Raw genomic sequence first — 19,550 nt, 5'->3', positions numbered from 1 at the left:
TGATTAAATAAAATAATAATGAAGAATGATTTCTTACTCTTTAATAACCTTGAAGGATTGAGCACTTTCATCTGAAAAGATAACGGAAATAATGTAGTTGCCGGTTTTCAATGTAGAAAGGTTGATGTCGCCTGATTTATTATTAAATGATAAATTATTCATGACCAGTTTGCCATCCAAAGAATATACTGCTAATGATTTTATGTTCTTCTCGGAAGAGATCTTCAATATATCTTTAATAGGATTTGGATAATATCTAAGAGTAGATTTATTGGATTCTGTAACAGCCATCGTAGCACAATTTAGATCAGAGTGTGTTGCTTCCTGACCTGCTTCTGGAGACAATGATCCTGAGGCTAATTCTGTAGTACTATTGGAAATAGTATAGCTAGGTGTATTATCCCCGAATGTTCCCATAGATTCTATATAGAAAGTAAGCGGTCCATCTGCAAATAATGTTTTAGTATCATCATAGCCTGCACCATAGCCACCTCCGGAAAGAAGGGTTTCTCCAGTACTGTTTTTCAATGTCCAGCTTACTTCATCACCAAAACCTAAGAAATCAAAAACATGTACCGTCCATTGGCATCCGGTAGGAGTTGTACAACTAATATATTTGGATCTGGTGTCAGAAGAGTAGGAGCAATTATCTGCCAGATTAAGATGGAATCTTACGGTTTGATTTTCTGTTGCAATGATGGTCACATTTCCTGTACCATATTTGATAATATTTGTGCCTGTTTCATTGGCGATTGTTATGAAGTCCGTACTCACGGAACTACTGAACGTATATTGTTTACCAGCGGTCAATTGTACAAAAGAATATTCTCCCGTCTTTGCAGATGTTGTGATGGTTTCTGTTGTTCCATCGCACGCAGGAGAGTATATGGTTGTCGGGTTTATTCCATTAGGAGAGCTTAAGCAACCTGCAGCGTGTGGGAATTCATCAAGATGTACAACCCAGCCTGCCGCAAAAAGAACTGGAGCAGTATTGTCAAACCCACAAATGTATTTCCCATCGGCAGAAACACCCATTCCTGTTCCTAATTTCCCATCGAATGTTGTTATATCAACACCTTTTAATTTTAGATATTCGGTCAGAAGTATTGGTTCTGTCATACCGGAATGGTAAACAATAACATCACGATTCCCAAGCGCCCCGCAATATCCAATTGCCAGACCATTTTCTGAAATGCTTGAGAAAACAGGATTGGATATTTTATCTGTAGAGCCAAAAGATTTGTAAGTGTTTGTATTGATATCATAGATGAAGGCTTTGTCGCCTTTATATCCGACAATTTGACCCGCATTATTGATGTCTGCAGCTTCACCGGCCTCAGGGACGTCAAAATCAATATAATGTAATGTCCCAGTTGGGTCAAAATAAGCAGGAACCCAAAATGTACCCATGTTAAAAATGTCTTCTCTATCTACAAACCCGGAAACATATCCTGCATCGTTGATCCCTTGTCCTCTTCCATATTCCCAAAGGTTATCCCCGTCAGTAAGTTTTGTAAGCGTATTGGTTTCCGTATTGTACACATAAGGATAAGAACCGGATGCTCCTACAGATGTTTGCCCGGTTATATATTTGCTATTTCCGGAGATTGCATTTGCATTGCTGAACCAGCTGTTTCCAGGGACATCTCCTGGGAAATAACCGATAGTATTCCAAGTTCCGTTTTTCCGATAGGCTGCCTGGTCAAGATTAGAACCGTCTGTAGCCGTAAAAGGCATTGTTCCCGATACGTTTCCATCGTTGTTTATTTTGTTTGTCGATCTGGCTTCGGGTTCGATAGAGGTACTGGTATCAGTGCTATAATCATAATAACCTCCCGGATGTACACCGACTCCGTTATTATTGATGTCATATAGGCGTGTTCCCCATCCTGTAAGCACTCTTAGATTGGTTTGCGCATTCAGACTACCTAGAAAAAGACAGGCTGAAAGCAAGTAGATTTTTTTCATAATTGTAAATTATATTTAATTGATATCCCAAAGTTGTCCAATTTGTGTCATTTATAAAATTACGGAGTGTGAGAAATTCCGAAATTATCTTTCAAGAATAATGAAACTTATAACGCTGTTTCTTTGGAGTCATTTTTTAATTGAGAGATGAAATAAGATGGGGTTACGCCTGTTTCTTTTTTAAACACTACTGCAAAGACCTCTCTTGAGGCAAATCCACAATCTTCTGCCAAGAAGCTGATTTTATATTCCCTGTACAAAGGATTATTGTAAAGCATTTCTGTGATGTACTGGATCCTTAGTCCGTTGATGTAATTGTTAAAATTCTTTCCCCTGTATTCTTTTATGATATCGGAAAGATATCGTGTATTGGTATTGAGATAATTGGCTACATAGACACGGCTGACCTCTTTTTTGAGAAATTTTTTGGAACTTTCAAACCTTGCTAATTTTTCCAACAGATTTTTTGTCGTGGCATCTGTGATTGCAATTCCTTTATCTTGGATGGAATCTTGGGACTTTGATTTGCTTTTTTCATCTACCTTGATCTCATTTATGATTGCCCTATATTTTTTATGCAAAATCTGTTGGTTTCTTCGCCAAAAAACCCATAATATCAATAGTAAAACAATTAATGAAGCTAAGCCTATAGCTAATATTTTATAGATATTATTGATGTAGATTTCTCCTTGTTCGTCTTTGATAAGTTTTAGAGGTGTATTTATCGTTTTCTTTTCTAGATTTACTAGGCTATCATTCAGTTTTGTATATAAATTCATATAAATGGAAGACTTCTCTTTCTCTCCGGTTTCTACATAGGCTTTGAACATAACTTCATAGATATCACGACGGGTATATGGTGAGCTTATCTGTTTTTCCAGCTTATCTGCTAACTTGCCAAAGTTTATTGATTTATCATATTTTTTCTGATCATAATAGAGCCAAGCAAACTCATTATAAGTAGAAACTTCAAGGTATTTATTTTTATTATGACAAATTTCCAATGCTTTAGATAAATAGTTCTCTGCATCTTTTGTATGATGTAATGCAACGCTCGTCTTGCTTAAATTAATATAAGCTAAAGCCAGAGTAAAATGTTTTTTGTCAATGTAGTCTTTGTTGTTATCTAATTTTTCAGCTGTTTCAAGACTTTTTTTCTGATAATATATAACTGAATCTATGGGAGCATTGATATGAGCTGAGTAGCTTGCAAATCCATTATAAATAAGAGCCTTTTGATAGAATTTATAATTTTTTGATTTTATTTTTTTTGTGATACCAAAGGCCTTTTTGAGATTTTTTAGGCTTTCATCATTGAACCCCAGTTCGGTATAGGCAATTGCTCTCAATCTGTAGGTATTTGAGAGTATTTCGTTGTCATTATTTTCTAAAGCCAATTTTTCGGTCTCCTCACTAAGCTCTATGACATCTTTGTATTTCCCCATGTCATAATATTTGGCCATTAGCATATTGTTACTTTCCAATATGCCTTTTTTATAGTTGATCGCCTCGGATTCTAGGTTGATTTTTTTTAATATCTCTATGGTTCTTTTTAGATCTTTACCGGACAACTCTCTTGCTTTTTCTATCTCATCGTTTATTTGTGCTTTGGAAATTAACTGTTCGGAAAATGTTGTTTGCGGGTAGATCCAACCAAGTAAAAAAAAATTGAATATCGATAAGTATTTCATCTTGTGGAGTTTTGAAATGGTTGCAAAGAAAGTGCAAAGCAAAAGTCTAAAGCGAAGAATTAGTGTGATTTATTACGAATTTCTTACATGTCTATTTTCGGTTAAATATTTGATTTTTAATTTGTTGTGAGTGTTTTTGTCTTGGTTTTTTTTTAATATGGAAACTGGCTATAAAAAAGCTACTATTATCACAAATTATATATATTATTTCTTTTTTATTTGAAAATTATTTGTAAAATTAATTATTTTATTGTTTTATTGTCATTAATATGATGTTATTTTTTAATATTATTTATTATTGATTGTTTATAAGAAAGATATTCGGAATATCTAACCCCAAATTCTTTTTATGCATTATAATATCATATAATATTGCAGAAAGTTATTAAGGCCAATTATAAAAGGTCTTTAAAATTTTCACACAAATGATGAACATAAAAGCAATCATTGAGGTATTATATGTCTTCCAGAGGAAGATAGCCTTTGTGGTTGTTTTTTTTGTATCGGCAACATTGCTATTTGCCGCTGGTCCGGAGGGATTTATACAGGATGATGAGGTTATAAAAAGCGTAGCAAAAGATACGATTGGTATTCATGATATCTCCAGAGTAGAAATTTTTGTGGCGAAAGGAGCATCTATTATCAATGGTGATAGTATCAAAGGTAATTTGAGAATCACCTACGAAAAGACACATGGAGAAAGTACAACGAAAAATAAGATTGCCAAAAAAAGTTTTCAGCTACACGCAGAAAAAAGCGTACAGGAATATATAAAAGTTCCTGCTAAACAACTTAAAGTAAGGATTTCCGAAAGTATTCCCCATTCTTTGCTGACTCTTTCTCTTTACATAGGACATAATTTTGTGATTCCATCTTCACAAACACAAATAAAAGCTGTTGTTTGTTATAATGAAAATTATAAAAGAATATTAGCTACAGTACCACAAGATGCAACAGAAAACTTTGGTTTTGCAAATTCTTTTGTGATAGAATACTATTCTGGTTATTTCTTTTCAAGACCTCCTCCTCCTTCAATATCCTGATTTTTTTAACGAAACCCTTTCTTCCAGTTGGTCTTAAGTCCAGACCGATCAGGGATTCTTATACCCATTAATTCAGATATTCTGTAAAGTCGGAATACACAAAAATAAATTCACAATGAAAAAAAATATAATTCTTTTAGGAGCTATCACTATTAGTTCCCTTGCATTTTCACAGGTAGGAATCAATACAGAGACTCCTCATGCTACATTAGATGTTACTGTAAAAACAACAGGAACCAATCTACCAGAAGGTATTATTGCTCCAAGGTTGACAGGAGACGAGATCAAGTCAAGAGATACATTATATGATACTCCACAAAAAGGAGCTATCGTGTATGCTACATCTGCCGTCGGAACTACTTCACTCAAAACGGCTAACATTACAGCAGAAGGCTATTACTATTTTGATGGGAGTGTTTGGACAAAATTCGGTAGCGGGTCAGAAAGTGGAGCTGCAACAGAACCTTGGTATGTGCAGAATACATCTACTCAGGCAACAGCCAATAACCAAAACATTTACCAGCAAGGTAAGGTAGCTGTTGGTTTTGGAAGTACTGATGCTGTATCCGGGAAACAATTGGAGGTAAAAGGAGATGTAAAGTCAGTTGTGAATAACGCAGGTACATACAGTATTTTAGAAACCAATAACACCGATTTTGGATTACCTTTAAATCTGATGTTTTCTGCCGATAACACAGACGTATTGTCTGCTACCGGGTATGGTGCAGTATCTACATTGTATGGCTCTACTGGTGGTGCGGCTACAATAGAGGCGAAAGGAGCTGAAGGAACGGCAAGCGTGGGCGCTAATGTTACTCCCTTTAACGGAACAAGAGCAGAAATGAGAACAGGCAATCCTACTGTAACAAATGTGGTTATCGTAGGAAGTAATGGCGCAACTGATGGAAATGAAAAGGTGGTATTGCTTAGCGAAAACACTGTAGCAAGCACAGCAACCAGACTACATGTCGATAAAACAGATGGAGTAACCTTTAAATATGGAGGTATATCTTCTCCATCAGGTAATTATACCTTCCCGAAAAATAATGGCGCAGCTGGCCAGGTGCTGGTAACCAATGGGGCTTTACCTACATTGACTACGGGTGCACAACTTTCGTGGGTAGATGCAAGTAGCTTAATTACTGTCCCAACCGAACCTTGGAAAAATCAAAGTGATGCTACAAACGCAACTTCTAATACTGCTGCTATCTATCAAGTTGGTAATGTATCGATAGGTTCGCAAACACCTATTGCTCCATTTACATCCAACTCGGTCACTATTACTCCAAAGTTGTCTATTACAGGTAATGTGGCTACAACAGGGTCTTATTACACAACTACTGGTAAATACGCAGATTACGTTTTTGAAGATTATTTTGATGGGAAATCAAAGATCGACGAAACCTACAAATTCAAATCTCTGAAAGAAGTATCGGACTATATCAAGGCTAATAAGCACCTGCCGGGAGTTACATCTATCAATGATATCCTGAAAACAGAGAATGGCTATACGGTCAATCTATCCGAGTTGTCCATCCAGCAGTTGGAAAAGATAGAAGAATTATATCTGCATACGATAGAGCAGCAGGATGAGATCGCCAAGCAAAAAACAGAGATCAATGACCTGATATCCCGTCTCGAAAAGTTGGAGCAGTTTCTTATAAAAGAAAAAAATAACAAGTAATCCAAATTCCTTTGAAAAATGAAAAATAGACAAAAAGGAATTAATGCAATACTAATGCTTTCGGTATTGTATTGCTCGGTCGGTATGGCTTTTGCCCAAATCGGACCAACCGGAATAGGCACGAGAAACCCGCAGGGTCCGTTGCACATAGATGGCGCTAAGGATAATGACGCAACCGCACCAACGCTGCCGACATCAGCACAGGCCGCCAATGATGTGATTGTTGATAAGACAACCGGTTTTATCGGTGTAGGTACCCTTACTCCAAAAGTGGCCCTTGATATACGTTCTTCGGACACTCAGAATGCTTTAGGTCTAGGCACAACCACAATGACGGCCGCCGCTGCAGCGGAAGGTGCCATAAGATATGATGAAATTAATTTACCTGTAGGAGCAAAAATAGAATATTCAGATGGTGTAGTATGGAACAAATTGTTTGTAGCCCAACAAAAAGCAGTAGTTGTGGCACATAAAGTTACCCCTCTAGATATAGCAAACACGGCAACTAAAATTACCGATTGGTTCAAAGATCGCGACATGACCAGTAGTTTCAATGCTGCAACAGGCGAGTTCACTGCTCCTCACGACGGGACCTACACTTTTCTGCTGACCTTTAATTTAAAAAGCGCTACTATTAATGACGGCACCTTGGTAGAATCACAGTTTTACAGAATCTCTCCGTCAAATTTACTTCTAGCAAGAGTGTATAAAACCTTTGGCCAGTCGATGACAGGTACTTCGGACGATGCCAACGTTTTAAAACCTACACAAGCCGGGGGCTCCAGTACTGCCACGTTTGTATTGGCTGCGGGTGATATTGTTACCGTAAGAATGCTTCATAACCTAACTGGCAATAGTATAGGACTTAGAGTTACCGGTAATCCTTCAGATCCGGCAAACCCAGATGATGGGTTTAATAATTTGACCATTATAGAACACTAAAAAATAGATTATGAAAAAGAAAATTAATATTATATATCAATTGCTGGCTTGTACTCTTGTTTTTTCTACAGGGACTATATCGGCACAGACGGGAATTCTTACTCAAAACCCGATAGTTCTTCTGCACATAGATTCAAAAAAGGATGGCAGTGATACGCCGGGGCATATCACAAATGACGTGGTAGTAACGGCAGAAGGTAGATTAGGTGTAGGTCTTTTGAGTCCCGCTACCAAAGTAGATCTACGCCCGGCAGATTCTTCGGATAGTAAAGGTGTCATAGGTGTGGGCAGCAATTCTCAACTTGCGGGCGATGCGGGTGCGGGTGCCATACGTTATACTCCAGGAGATAATCCCAATACAACAGCAGTAGAAACTACTGGATATTTAGCATATTCTGACGGCGAAAAATGGGTCCCTCTGCCGCTTATAGCGCCAGCCAAAGTAAGTATGAGCGGTAGTAAAAACTCTGCGCTATCTGTTCCTAACAATACTTCTACGAAAATAACTAACTGGACTATGACGGGGAACACGGATGGTTATTTTAACACTTCAACCAATGAATTTACAGCTCCTCGTGCTGGTTTCTATCTGGTGACTTTCAATATTACTTTAGGACCCAACACAGGTGCTGCTGCTAATATACTGAATAACACTTTTATAGAAACATCCATAGAAACTATGAATGCGCCGGCAACAACTATTCCGAGATTTATAACAGTAAATTCTTACCCTGCCTTTCAGGCAAGTGGTGCAAGTGCCACAGCTTCTACAGTTAGGAATTATATAAGCGGTAATTGCAATGGTATTTTTTACTTGAATTCTGGTTCTAAGATTTATTTTCAGGTAAAACATACCACGGGTGGAACTCGTTCTGTTGTGGCGGATGGTACATTAAATAATTTCAGTATCAGAGAATTATAAAAAAGTATAACAATGAGAAGATTACAATATAAAATAAAAAGCTTGGTGTGTACTTGTTTGCCAATGGTATTATTTGTAACAAATGCAAATGCCCAAATGGGTGTAGGTACACTGAGCCCTGCAAATTCCGTAGAAATCAAAACCAATGCCACTACTACTTCCAAAAATGTTATTATAGATAATACAGGAAGACTGGGAGTGTTGGTAGCTGCCCCCCGGGTAGCGATAGATCTGCGTAGTGGCGGAACCAATGGGTCGGTGGCCATAGGCTATACGGATCAATCGGCAGCAGTTGCTGGCAAAGGAGCATTGCGCTATGTCAATAGCCCGGCTATTGGAGTATTGGGCTATCTGGAGTATTCAGATGGTAGCAATTGGATAAGTTTCTACCCGTACGGTAAACCGCGTATTGTGGTAATGGCAAGGAAAGCAACGCAGGATACCGATGTGTTTGAAAGCACGGATCCTGTAGGAAGTGGGACAGAACTAGGTCCTAAAGCTGGTCTTGTACAACGTAGATCGTCTTATTTGACCAATTGGTCGGAAGTATTGGATTCAGATTCTGGTGTAAATGCCAATAATTTCAACCCAGTTACAGGAGAATTCATAGCACCGAGAGACGGTGTATATTTTGCCACATTTACCTTTGCCTTGCAAAATACTACCGTAGAGACCAATACAAATAAACAGACCGAAGCTATCTGGCAGGTTAAGGATGGTACTACAAATGTTATCATACAAAGAGTAAAAACAGAGAATGGTTATTCTTCGGATTCGGGAAGTGGTACTTTGCCTGTAGGTTCTGCCTGTACAGTAAGTGTTTACTTAAAGAAGGGGGATAAGCTAAGACCATTTACCTGGGTTACATTACAGTTTAATGATAGTACATTAAGCAAATTCAATGTTACAAATAGCGGCGAGTATAATGCACTTACGATTGTAGAGCAGTAGATAGAATAATAATCAATGGTTAGTGAGCAATTATTCATGATCAATGAAAATTCAGTAATTGACATTACTAACCACCAATCGATTACCGGTAACTACTAAAAATTAAGACCATGCCTTTTTTGAATTTTGAAAACCGCCATTCCGATTCGGAAAAAACAGCAATAAACTCAATCTTGCAGACCTTACAATCTATTCTATCCGGGAAATTTGCAACACTCACGCCGGAAGAACTGCGGCAATATGAGAGCATCAATGAACAGAATAAGCTGATCGTAAACAAAGTGAAAGATTACAGGGACAATAATCCCCTGCTGTCCAGTCCCGAAATTGATTGGGGTGAGTTCGATAAAGATTATGAGAGCCGCAGCTTTTTACAATCAACTGTCAACGGTCTTACGGGACTAAACCTGGGTTTGGAGAATGCAAAGATCCTGCATGACTGGGACAACTGTCTGGCTTCTTTGGTAGATTATCAATATTCTGTATATCGGAATGATTCCGAAAGCCCCGGTTTTCATACTAAGGCAGAAGAGATCAGGCAATTCTTCCCCTGAAGTGGCGGCACCAAGCTTCCTAAAAATAACAAATAGGCAGGTAAACTCAATTTTTTACGCCCCGAAGTACAACGATAAGGTTGTGCAACCTAAAATTTCTGGTTCTTGCCGCTAAAAATAGGGTCTTAAGCCTTATTCTTTAGGTTTTAGACCTAAAACTTAGGGTTATGTAACCTAAAATTTAGGGTCAGAAACCTTAAAGTTTAGGAACTGGACCTGAAAAGGACTTGCTGACCTAAATCTAATTTTCTAAAAACCAAAATATGATGAATATCAACAATTTAAATCAAAGATCAAAAAGCTTTCGTAGGCATCTTATGATGCTGATAACTTTAGCAGGAAGCATAGCAGTCCACTCTCAGGATGTGAAGGTATTTCCTACTAATGAAGACATTACCGATGCTACCGGAAAAGTTGCTTGGGTAAATGGAGGACCGACTGGTTTCACAGGTGTAACAGCTCCACCGGTAACAGGATGGGTAAATACCCCTAGGATAGTTGACAACAATCTTGCAACGACAGATTATGCACAATATTCTTCAAGTGTTCCTCTTACTCTTGGCACATCATACACGACTACTCCTGTCAGCGTAAGTGATGGCAATATCTACAATACTACACCATTTACGGGATATTATTTAGGGGTAAATGTCAGCAGAACCACTAATGGTGGTGCTGTCGCCAGCCTCGGCAGTATCGTTATAAAGACCTATTTGGGCACCAATCCTATTCCGGTAGAGACCAGCTCTTCTTTAGGGTGGGCTCTTACAGAAATTACAGACGTCGGTTTTTACGTTCACAAACCATTTGACAGGGTGGAGGTTCAGCTCGTTTCAACAGCTTCAAATGCAAATCCTTTTGGCACTGCTACACTAAACCAAAGGGTGCACAATATTTACCTGCAACGCTACACCCGTACCGGTGGTGGTTTTGATACTGTTGGTGACAAAGTTGCCACCTGTAATGCGCAGATACCACTTACAGGTAAAGGTGCAACAGCAGGAGGATATGCTGCAGTAGCAATACCGGTACCGCCTTTCTTAGTTTTAATTCCTGCTGCTTCTTGGCCTACTTTGGTACCTAATCTGGAGGATGAGAAACCTGATACACACGGTACAATTCCTTTTATCAGTCTCGGTTTGGCTACTTACAGGGGTAGTTTAAAAGATGAAGGAGTGGTATATCCTGCCGGTACTTTTGGTGGCGGTGTTTACCAGCTGAATGCCGTATCCGGAGGGATAAATGTAACAAAAACACTAAGGTTCTATTTAAATGGGCTCCAGCAAGGTACGGATATAACAAATCAAGAATTTCTAAGTGCTACTGCAAGCGGGAGTCTTTTGACTGTGGGCGCAGTTTCGGAGTTCCCGTTTGATTCGATTGAATTTGAAATTCAGATGAATATCACTGCAACTGTAGGCGCACTAGATATTTATTATCCTATCATTCAGCGTTTTTGTGATGCCACCATTACTTGTGGTACACCGGTAAGCCTTATTTCCGGAGAACTTACCCCTGGAGGTGCACAAAATCAGCCGGTCTATGCAAAAGCCATCGGTACCAGTGTACTTACAGCTTCTCTTGGAAATCCCGGAATCAACAATGTACAAAGAGTGATAGATACAGATTTAAGTAATTATGCAGAAATAGGCGCAGCCACGGGAATTCAGCTGTATTCCAATTATGGTATCTCAGTTATTTCGAGACAGAAGTTGAATCCCGGTGACCCGGACAATACTACTAACCGCGGTTACCCGGATGGTACTTTTGCCGGTTTCGAAATTCAGGATGATAGCTTTTTAACAGCCAGTGCGGGTAAAAACTTTATCATCAGTACTTATAAGAACGGAATTGAAGTTGGCAGATACAACACCTTGAACATAGCTTCAGGAAATCTTTTTACACCCAATAATGGAAAGTATATTATAGGTTTTAAAAGCGCAGCTTTTGATGAGGTAAGAATTACAGTAGAACTATTAGCGGGCGCATCGGCAGGTTCCAGTACAAAAGTTTACCGTGCAGTGATAGAAAAGTTTTGCCAAACTGCGGTTCAGACCTGTAACACTATTACAGAACTTAAAAGACCAACTTACCCGGTATTTATAGATGCTGCAAATACCGGAGTACAAGGTTTAGCAACAGGAAATACTTATTTTGAAGATTTGAACGATCTTATATCAAACACCGGTCAGCCTGCTAAATTGTACACTGCCATAGGTGGTATAACCAATGCTTCGGTAGCGGTACAGGACGGTAGTAAAGCCATTGGCGTACCAGGAGATGCTACATATGAGTTATATCCTGCCGGTACTTTCGCTGGTTTTGATGTAGCATTCCCTACACTTGCAGCAGCAGAATTGGCAGGGAGCACCATCACGATTTCTACGTTAAATGCAAATGGAACTGTTGTAGATTCTGCTGTGATGAATTCAAGTTTCTTCGGTTTGCACACGTCTGTTCTTAATGGAACTAATAATCGGCAGATATTGGGTTTTGCATCCGATGCACCATTTACTGGTGTTAAGCTTACCGTCAATAAAGCAGCAAGTGCAAGTGCGGGTGTTTTGGAGATCTATTCTGCGGTTATCCAGAGATTCTGTGCAACACCTATGATCAAATGTGATGAGATAGAAAATGTGAGCGTTCCTAAATATCCGTTATATATCAATGGGGAAAGAACAGGGGTTACTGCTTTTATAGATGGCAACAGTTCTGTCAGTCTTTCTCAGAATGCCATAGATGCTGATCCAAACAGTTATGCAACAATGCAACTTGGTGCAAGTGTCGGTTCAGGATTGGGTTTCAGTGTGGCGAATGGCTTTGGTGATTTTCCTACGGATACTTATATCGGTTTTGATATTGCAACATTAGATGTGGCACAGGCAAGCGCTTTTGAACAAAACAAAATAGAATTATACCAAAACGGGACTCTGGTACAGACGAGTACAGGCACTCAGCTTGCCGGCGGATTAAGTACTGCTGTTGTTGCAGGAGGTTTCCAACGTTTGATAATAGGAACAGTAGCTCACGTACCATTTGATGAAGTGCGCTATGTGATCACTCGTGCTGCGGGTGCTTCTGCCGGTGAAATTAGGATCTATAATGTAGTAGCAAGAGATTTCAGTCCAACTTCTACCACTACATGTCCGTTAGTTTTACAATGCGATGGTACTTATGTACTTACAGATGGTCCTACGACTACAACTTCCCCTACAATTCCGGCGGTAATAGAATATGCCAATACGGGGTATGAAGGATTAGCATCGGCAGGGTATGGTATTGATAAAGTTTGGAATGCAGTAAGCCCGAGTAAAACAGATTTTGCAACAATACATTTGCCTGCAACAGCTGGTGTTACAGGGTCTATCTCTATAGCTGTCCCTAAAGTAATTTTACCGATAGGTACGTTTGCAGGATTTATGGTAGATAAACAGAACTTTCCTTTTTCCGGTGCGTTTTTACCAAATGTTAAGGTAACCACATATCTAAATGGTCATTATCAAGAAGAAAGAAGTGGGAATGCTTTGATAGATTTTTCATTCTTTACCCAATGGTTTGGTACGCCTGCAGATATTTATACTCCAGGTTTCCAGGCAACTTTACCTTTTGATGAAGTGAAAATCTCTATTGGCAGTGTTGTTTCATTAGGAGACCAATCATTGAGAGTGTATTCTGCTTATATAGATACAAGAACATCTGTAATAACGGTGCCTGGTGATGGTAACACACCTGTTATTTGTGCCAATAACATTTGTTATAAACCCGGGGCTGTCAACGGCGGGCCTATTTTGGATGGTAAAATGGGTATTAGTTCGTTAGACAGAGCGGGATCTGATCATGCAGATAATTGGCCAATGGAAAGAAAGGGGGCCTGGTTGGTTTTGGAAGCAAAGACCAAGGGATTTGTACCAAACAGATTGGCGTTTGATGCTTCAGGTAATCCTGTAGGTATAGATTCAACCGATTTTGTAGAGGGTATGATGGTATATGATACGACGAACAAATGCCTGAAAATTTATACCAATAATGGTACTGCCTGGGGTTGGTATTGTACCAGTACGCAAACTTGTCCCGAATGATACGAAAATGAAAGTTGTGGGAATCAATTGAAACAATTTTCAATGTCCTTCTAAACCTAAAAAATAACAAAAAATGAAAAATATAATAATAACAATAATGATCTTCTCTGTCATTGCCATAAAATCTCAGGTGGCGATAGGAAAAAATATTTTAACCAATACATCTGTTTCCTTAGAATTTGCGGATACAGAGAACAGGGGAATGATACTTCCTTATGTCGAGGATAAAAGTGGTATTGTAGAAGACGGTACAGTGATCTATGATATGACAGATAAGAAAGTGAAATATCTGAAAGGCGGGAATTGGTTTGACCTTAGCGTAGATGCTACTGGGAATGCAGATGCTATGATCCAGGGACCCGACAAGATAGAAAAGGCCACGGCCAAGACAGCTATCGGAGTTAATGGTTCTACGGATACTACACAAGGTATTTTGGTGTTAACTGATACCAACAAAGCCATGATATTACCTAAAGTGGCAAGTCCGCATCTGAATATCATCAACCCAAGTGCTGGGATGATGGTTTATGATGTAACTAAAAAACAGTTGGCTGTTTACAACGGAACTGTCTGGAGCTTTTGGAAACCGTGAATTTTGATTTTCAAAAACACAATGGTTTATGTATTTAGAAAAATCATAATAATCAATTAAACTTTAAGCCCTCTATTATTTATAAAATCAGATATACAAATGATGAGAGAGATGTTTCTGATGAGGGCTTAATTTTTTAACTCGAATGATGAAAAAGATAAACAACAAGAAGATCATAGATTTTTATATCAAAATATTGGTTGTCATATTAATACTTCTGGCCTTTCTGGGAATTATTATAAATATGTTGAAGCCAGCATCATTTTACCACTTGTTTTTAATAATCTGTATAACAGGGGTGATTGTGAGCTTTTATACCCTTTTAAGGCTTAGAGTTTTTGAATATGAAAATTCTCAACAGTTCATATCCATAAAGCAGCCTTATTTCTGGAAATCAAATCCAGTTGTGACATCTATAGAGTTCCCAATCGATATGTTGGTCGGGTTTAGTATCCGTAAAGGGTTATTCACCACGTCTCTCGTATTAATTATAAAATCTAAAGAGCACAAAACAAAAAAACTGTACTGCAAAATAATAGGGCTAAATGAAGTACAGTTATCTGATTTAAAACGATCACTCCAGAATGCAAAAAATTATTGGGAAAATTAATATCGCCCATTTTTTCTTATATAATTCATAATGGAGAAAGTGAGTAAAGGAGGAATAAAATATTGAAATAATGAGCAAATGTGAAATTTCTAAAAACAGCTTTTTGCAAATGGATGAAAAAATATACAATAACAATAGATTCGAGCATTTAGAGGCTTTTATTTCATTATTGGAGGATGAGTTATCAGAATCTGAAACCTTTATTTCTAACGAGAAAATTCTGGAGATCAGAAAACATATTGATAATAGGGATTACCATGCTATGCAGTCGGTCATGAATCTGTTATTTTCAAATCCTAATGTTCTAGGAAATGAAAAAATAATGAAGCTTAAAGTAGCTGTGCTTTTCTAAAAGACCATCACTACCAAAGAAAGATTATATATAGGGTTGCTCTTTCTTTTAAAAAAGCTAATAAAAAAACGCTTCCAGATTATGGAAACGTTTTTTTTATTTTAATGGAAATTAGGATTTATTTTCAGATCATTCAGGTCGAGCTGCAGCTCTGCTTTTCTAATCTCCTCATCCTCGTAATATTTCTCCTTTCTCATCTGGAAAATATCCAGTCTCTGTTTGTCAAATATCTCTTTCAGGATGGTCTCGTACTGGTCTATCTCCTGGGTAGAGCAGTTGTTGCATTCCATCAGGTCGAGCTGATTTTCTGTATTTTCTGTCTCTATGGAGATCTGCATGTGGTAATTTTTCAGGAGATTGCTCTTCTTCAAAACTTCACTATAGTTAGTATTGATGTGGCTCAAAGCAAGTCGGTTCAGCCTTATCTGTATTTGTGCCTCCTGTTGTTCCTCCGGCAACACGATATCCATCGCTGGCATATTGAGTTTTTTTACTAGGAATGGTAAAGAAAGCCCTTGTACGACCAATGTGATGAAGATAACGACAAAGGTTATCAACAAGATCAGGTTCCTGTGAGGAAATGCAGACCCGTCTGGTAATAGATAAGGAATAGAAAGCGCTGTTGCTAAAGAAACGACTCCTCTCATCCCGGCCCAGCCGATGACCAAAGGACCTTTCCATCCCGGGCTTTGCTCTTTTCTTACAGATTTGAATAGCCATCTTGGGACAAATGCTGCGGGATATATCCATAAAAACCTTATAAGTATCGCAACGATACTAATGATCACACCATACTTGATTCCTTGTATCAGAGATGCTTCTTCTAATCCGTGAATAATTGCTGGCAAAGATAATCCTATCAATATGAAGACCATGGCATTCATTACAAAAATAACGGTTGTCCATACGCCTAGCATGTTAAGTCGGGTATTTCCGTTTTTGAAAATCTCGTGGGAACGGTATGAAATAAAAAGTCCACCGGTAACCACTGCCATCACTCCGGAAAAATGGAACTGTTCTGCACCCAGGTATAAAATATATGGCGTCATGATCGTAAGTGCGGCATCTATGGCAGATGTGGTTGGTAGATAGCGGTGGATAAGATACATGATCCCGGCTCCGACCAGCCCGAATACAATGCCCATCCCTGCGACCAAAAAGAACTGCCCTACAGCTTCGTTCATAGAGAATTGTCCTGTCAATATAGCAGCCAGAGCAAACCTGAATACGATAAGTGATGATGCGTCATTTACAAGACTTTCGCCTTCCAGTATGCTGACGATTCTTTTAGGGACCGGCAGACCTTTCAGGACGGAAGTGGCGGCCACGGCATCTGGAGGGGAAATTATCCCGCCTAACAAAAAACCAAGAGCTAACGTAAATCCGGGAATCATGGCTTGTGAAAGATAGGCTATAATAATAGAGGTAGCGAAGACAAGACCGAAGGCCAACAATGAGATTGGTCTTTTCCATTTCCAAAAGTCATTCCATGAGGTGTACCAGGCTGCTTCGTATAACAGCGGAGGCAGAAAAATCAGGAAGACCAATTCAGGGTCCAGTTCTATCTCTGGGATGCCGGGTAATAAGCTGATGATCAGTCCTGCCAATACCAAAAATATAGGATAGGCGATCTTCATTTTCTTTGCAACCATTACCATCATGAAAACTGAAAAAAGTAATGCGAGTACCAATAATAAATTATGATGCATTGATATAAGGGTTTAGTTGTGTTTTTACCGTAAAAATAAGATTCTGATAATTAAAATCCTATACATTCTATAAATTAATTGAATAAATAGGTCTTGTAATTTGAGATTTTATATAAATGTTTAGTTGTAAGTAGGTTATATTGCCTTTATTGGTGTAAAAGATTGCTATTTTTACATCTCATATGTGTGTTCTGATTGTAACAAATTAAAATTATAGAAGACATATCAATCCAAATATTATTATCTATAAAAATGAAAAAGATCTCATTAAGTGTATTGATGCTGGCATCACTTTCCAGCCTTACTTTTGCACAGTCCAAACAGGCGGCTTTGGAACTAAATTATATGGATACGTCCGTGCGTCCTCAAGATGATTTTTACAGCTATGTGAACGGGACCTGGATGAAAACAGCTAAAATCCCTGCTGATAAGCCAAGCTGGGGCTCTTTTACACAACTTAGAGAAACTACGGACAATAACTCTCTGGGACTTTTGGACAACATCTTGAAAGAGAAGTTCGCGACAGGTTCCGAAGGGCAGAAGATACAGGCACTTTATGAGACTTATATGGATATGAACAAGCGTAATGCAGACGGACTGAATCCTATAAAAGCTGACCTTGCAAAAATTGATGCGATCAAAAATCTTTCTGACCTTCAGAAATATCTTAATGATGCAACCAGAGGTGGTGAAAATGCTTTCTATGCATGGGGTGTTGATGGAGATTTGAAAGATTCTAAAATGAATGCAGTATATCTAGGGGATGCTTCTTTCGGTCTTGGAAGAGATTACTACCAAAAAGAATCTCCAAAAAACGCAGAGACCATCGCCGAATATAAAAAATATGTTGCTAAAGTTCTGACAGAGATCGGTTACAAAAATGCAGATGCGGTTGCGGGGCAGATCGTGGACTTCGAAAAGAAAATGGCGAAGACCTTACTGACCAATGAGCAGATCCGTGATGCAAACTTACAATATAACCCAAAGACTTTGCCTGAGCTGAAAGCTTTGGTGAAAAATATCGATCTTCCAAAGTATCTTGCTGAAGTAGGTGTGAAGACGGATAAGATCATCATTGGAGAACTTAATTATTACAAGAACCTGGATACATTTTTAACAGAAAAGAATATTCCTCTGATCAAGGACTATCTTAAGTTTCATTTGACTTCGGGAAGCGCGGGTTACCTTGATCAAAAATTGGATGACCTCAAGTTCGATTTTTATAGTAAATATCTACAAGGACAACAAGAGCAAAGAGCACTTAACAAGAGAGCTTTGTCGTTGATCAATGGTGTTCTTGGAGAAGCATTTGGAAAGGTGTATGTTGATAAATACTTTACTCCGGAAGCAAAAGCCCAGATGTTGACCTACATAGATTATCTTAAGAAAAGCTTCGGGGTACACATCAATAATTTGACATGGATGTCTACTACAACAAAACAGAAAGCTTTGGATAAGCTGAATAAATTTACTGTAAAAATTGCTTATCCGGACAAATGGAAAGATTATTCTAAGCTGACCCTTAAGTCTGAGAATGAAGGCGGAACATTATACTCTAACCTGAAAAATGTGGAAAGCTGGCATTACAGCAAAGAGTTGGAAAAAGTGGGTAAACCTGTAGATAAAACAGAATGGGGTATGTCTCCGCAGACCGTGAATGCTTATTACAATCCGGTTAATAACGAGATCGTTTTTCCTGCTGCTATCCTGCAGCCTCCTTTCTTTAATCCTAATGCCGACGCTGCGGTTAATTTCGGTGGTATAGGAGCTGTTATCGGTCATGAGATGACACATGGTTTTGATGACAGTGGTGCCCAGTTCGATGGGGATGGTAATCTGAAGGACTGGTGGACGGCCGAGGATAAGGCAAACTTCGAAAAGGCTACGAAAAGCCTTGCCGCTCAATATGACAAATATGAACCTGCAAAAGATGTAAAAGTGAACGGGACTTTCACAAATGGAGAGAATATCGCCGATCTTGGAGGTGTTAATATTGCCTATGATGCATTGCAGATGTATCTTAAAGATAAAGGCAATCCTGGAAAAATTGACGGATATTCTCCTGATCAGAGATTTTTCTTAAGTTGGGCCACGGTTTGGAGGACTTTGTCGACTGAGAAGTATCTTACGAATCAAGTGAAGACCGATCCTCATTCTCCGGGATTCTTCAGAAGCTTTGGACCTTTGGTTAACACCGATGCTTTCTACAAAGCTTTTGATGTGAAAGAAGGCGACAAACTTTACAAAAAACCAGAAGAGAGAATCAAGATCTGGTAAGATAAAATTCGAAATAATAACAAAGGTTCTGTGAATTTCACAGGACTTTTTTTATTGCTGTCTTCATAATGAATAGCCAGAATAGTAAAATTAAAACCTAATCTGAATTCTTTCCAAAAAAGGTCTAGACGTTTTTAGATAAATATTGAGACCTTTTCACTAAAATGTCTCGATGT

13 protein-coding genes are annotated in these 19,550 nt (G+C 38.6%); 10 read left to right on the top strand and 3 right to left on the bottom strand.

The window, feature by feature from the left end; genetic code table 11:
• Window positions 1–33: 33 nt before the first annotated feature.
• A complete protein-coding gene (locus RTX21_RS07855; RefSeq protein ID WP_312766671.1) occupies window positions 34–1,968 on the bottom strand; it encodes a T9SS type A sorting domain-containing protein in 1,935 nt (644 codons plus the stop codon).
• Between the two features lie 107 nt (window positions 1,969–2,075).
• A complete protein-coding gene (locus tag RTX21_RS07850) occupies window positions 2,076–3,659 on the bottom strand; it encodes a helix-turn-helix domain-containing protein (protein ID WP_312766670.1) in 1,584 nt (527 codons plus the stop codon).
• Window positions 3,660–4,084: 425 nt separating this feature from the next.
• On the opposite strand from RTX21_RS07850, the gene RTX21_RS07845 reads away from it, so the two are divergent.
• From RTX21_RS07845 to RTX21_RS07805, 9 genes are all read left to right on the top strand, one after another.
• Complete coding sequence (locus RTX21_RS07845) at window positions 4,085–4,702, top strand: hypothetical protein (RefSeq protein WP_312766669.1); 618 nt, start codon at window positions 4,085–4,087, stop codon at window positions 4,700–4,702.
• A 115-nt stretch (window positions 4,703–4,817) separates the two neighbouring features.
• Window positions 4,818–6,386, top strand: a complete 1,569-nt coding sequence (locus tag RTX21_RS07840) for a hypothetical protein (protein ID WP_312766668.1) — start codon at window positions 4,818–4,820, stop codon at window positions 6,384–6,386.
• Window positions 6,387–6,404: 18 nt separating this feature from the next.
• Window positions 6,405–7,328 carry a hypothetical protein gene (locus tag RTX21_RS07835; protein ID WP_312766665.1) on the top strand — a complete coding sequence of 308 codons (924 nt, stop codon included), beginning with the start codon at window positions 6,405–6,407 and terminating at the stop codon, window positions 7,326–7,328.
• A gap of 10 nt (window positions 7,329–7,338) precedes the next feature.
• Window positions 7,339–8,250, top strand: a complete 912-nt coding sequence (locus RTX21_RS07830; RefSeq protein ID WP_312766663.1) for a hypothetical protein — start codon at window positions 7,339–7,341, stop codon at window positions 8,248–8,250.
• 12 nt (window positions 8,251–8,262) lie between these two features.
• Complete coding sequence (locus RTX21_RS07825; RefSeq protein WP_312766662.1) at window positions 8,263–9,201, top strand: hypothetical protein; 939 nt, start codon at window positions 8,263–8,265, stop codon at window positions 9,199–9,201.
• A gap of 110 nt (window positions 9,202–9,311) precedes the next feature.
• A complete protein-coding gene (locus tag RTX21_RS07820) occupies window positions 9,312–9,755 on the top strand; it encodes a hypothetical protein (RefSeq protein WP_312766661.1) in 444 nt (147 codons plus the stop codon).
• 263 nt (window positions 9,756–10,018) lie between these two features.
• Window positions 10,019–13,834, top strand: coding sequence for a hypothetical protein (locus RTX21_RS07815; RefSeq protein WP_312766659.1), 3,816 nt, complete (start codon window positions 10,019–10,021; stop codon window positions 13,832–13,834).
• 73 nt (window positions 13,835–13,907) lie between these two features.
• Complete coding sequence (locus RTX21_RS07810) at window positions 13,908–14,426, top strand: hypothetical protein (RefSeq protein ID WP_312766657.1); 519 nt, start codon at window positions 13,908–13,910, stop codon at window positions 14,424–14,426.
• Between the two features lie 680 nt (window positions 14,427–15,106).
• The gene (locus RTX21_RS07805; RefSeq protein WP_312766655.1) at window positions 15,107–15,388 is read left to right on the top strand and encodes a hypothetical protein; all 282 of its coding nucleotides are present in this window, start codon (window positions 15,107–15,109) and stop codon (window positions 15,386–15,388) included.
• A gap of 101 nt (window positions 15,389–15,489) precedes the next feature.
• Here RTX21_RS07805 and RTX21_RS07800 read toward each other — a convergent pair whose 3' ends face one another.
• A complete protein-coding gene (locus RTX21_RS07800; RefSeq protein WP_312767012.1) occupies window positions 15,490–17,025 on the bottom strand; it encodes a Na+/H+ antiporter in 1,536 nt (511 codons plus the stop codon).
• 351 nt (window positions 17,026–17,376) lie between these two features.
• Between RTX21_RS07800 and RTX21_RS07795 the strand changes: the two genes are divergently transcribed.
• Window positions 17,377–19,374 (top strand): M13 family metallopeptidase, encoded by a 1,998-nt coding sequence (locus RTX21_RS07795; RefSeq protein ID WP_409414972.1) that lies wholly within the window; start codon window positions 17,377–17,379, stop codon window positions 19,372–19,374.
• Window positions 19,375–19,550: the final 176 nt, after the last annotated feature.

This window comes from Epilithonimonas sp. (genome assembly GCF_032054305.1).
In the GTDB taxonomy this organism is placed as follows: domain Bacteria; phylum Bacteroidota; class Bacteroidia; order Flavobacteriales; family Weeksellaceae; genus Epilithonimonas.
The sequence above is the reverse complement of the archived record's forward strand: the minus strand, read 5'-3'. Positions and strand labels throughout refer to the sequence as shown.

Excerpts from the sequence above, each read along its gene's own strand:
- RTX21_RS07855 (WP_312766671.1), bottom strand. The coding sequence starts at position 1,968 with ATGAAAAAAATCTACTTGCTTTCAGCCTGTCTTTTTCTAGGTAGTCTG.
- RTX21_RS07850 (WP_312766670.1), bottom strand. The coding sequence starts at position 3,659 with ATGAAATACTTATCGATATTCAATTTTTTTTTACTTGGTTGGATCTAC.
- RTX21_RS07845 (WP_312766669.1), top strand. The coding sequence starts at position 4,085 with ATGATGAACATAAAAGCAATCATTGAGGTATTATATGTCTTCCAGAGG.
- RTX21_RS07840 (WP_312766668.1), top strand. The coding sequence starts at position 4,818 with ATGAAAAAAAATATAATTCTTTTAGGAGCTATCACTATTAGTTCCCTT.
- RTX21_RS07835 (WP_312766665.1), top strand. The coding sequence starts at position 6,405 with ATGAAAAATAGACAAAAAGGAATTAATGCAATACTAATGCTTTCGGTA.
- RTX21_RS07830 (WP_312766663.1), top strand. The coding sequence starts at position 7,339 with ATGAAAAAGAAAATTAATATTATATATCAATTGCTGGCTTGTACTCTT.
- RTX21_RS07825 (WP_312766662.1), top strand. The coding sequence starts at position 8,263 with ATGAGAAGATTACAATATAAAATAAAAAGCTTGGTGTGTACTTGTTTG.
- RTX21_RS07820 (WP_312766661.1), top strand. The coding sequence starts at position 9,312 with ATGCCTTTTTTGAATTTTGAAAACCGCCATTCCGATTCGGAAAAAACA.
- RTX21_RS07815 (WP_312766659.1), top strand. The coding sequence starts at position 10,019 with ATGATGAATATCAACAATTTAAATCAAAGATCAAAAAGCTTTCGTAGG.
- RTX21_RS07810 (WP_312766657.1), top strand. The coding sequence starts at position 13,908 with ATGAAAAATATAATAATAACAATAATGATCTTCTCTGTCATTGCCATA.
- RTX21_RS07805 (WP_312766655.1), top strand. The coding sequence starts at position 15,107 with ATGAGCAAATGTGAAATTTCTAAAAACAGCTTTTTGCAAATGGATGAA.
- RTX21_RS07800 (WP_312767012.1), bottom strand. The coding sequence starts at position 17,025 with ATGAAGATCGCCTATCCTATATTTTTGGTATTGGCAGGACTGATCATC.
- RTX21_RS07795 (WP_409414972.1), top strand. The coding sequence starts at position 17,377 with ATGCTGGCATCACTTTCCAGCCTTACTTTTGCACAGTCCAAACAGGCG.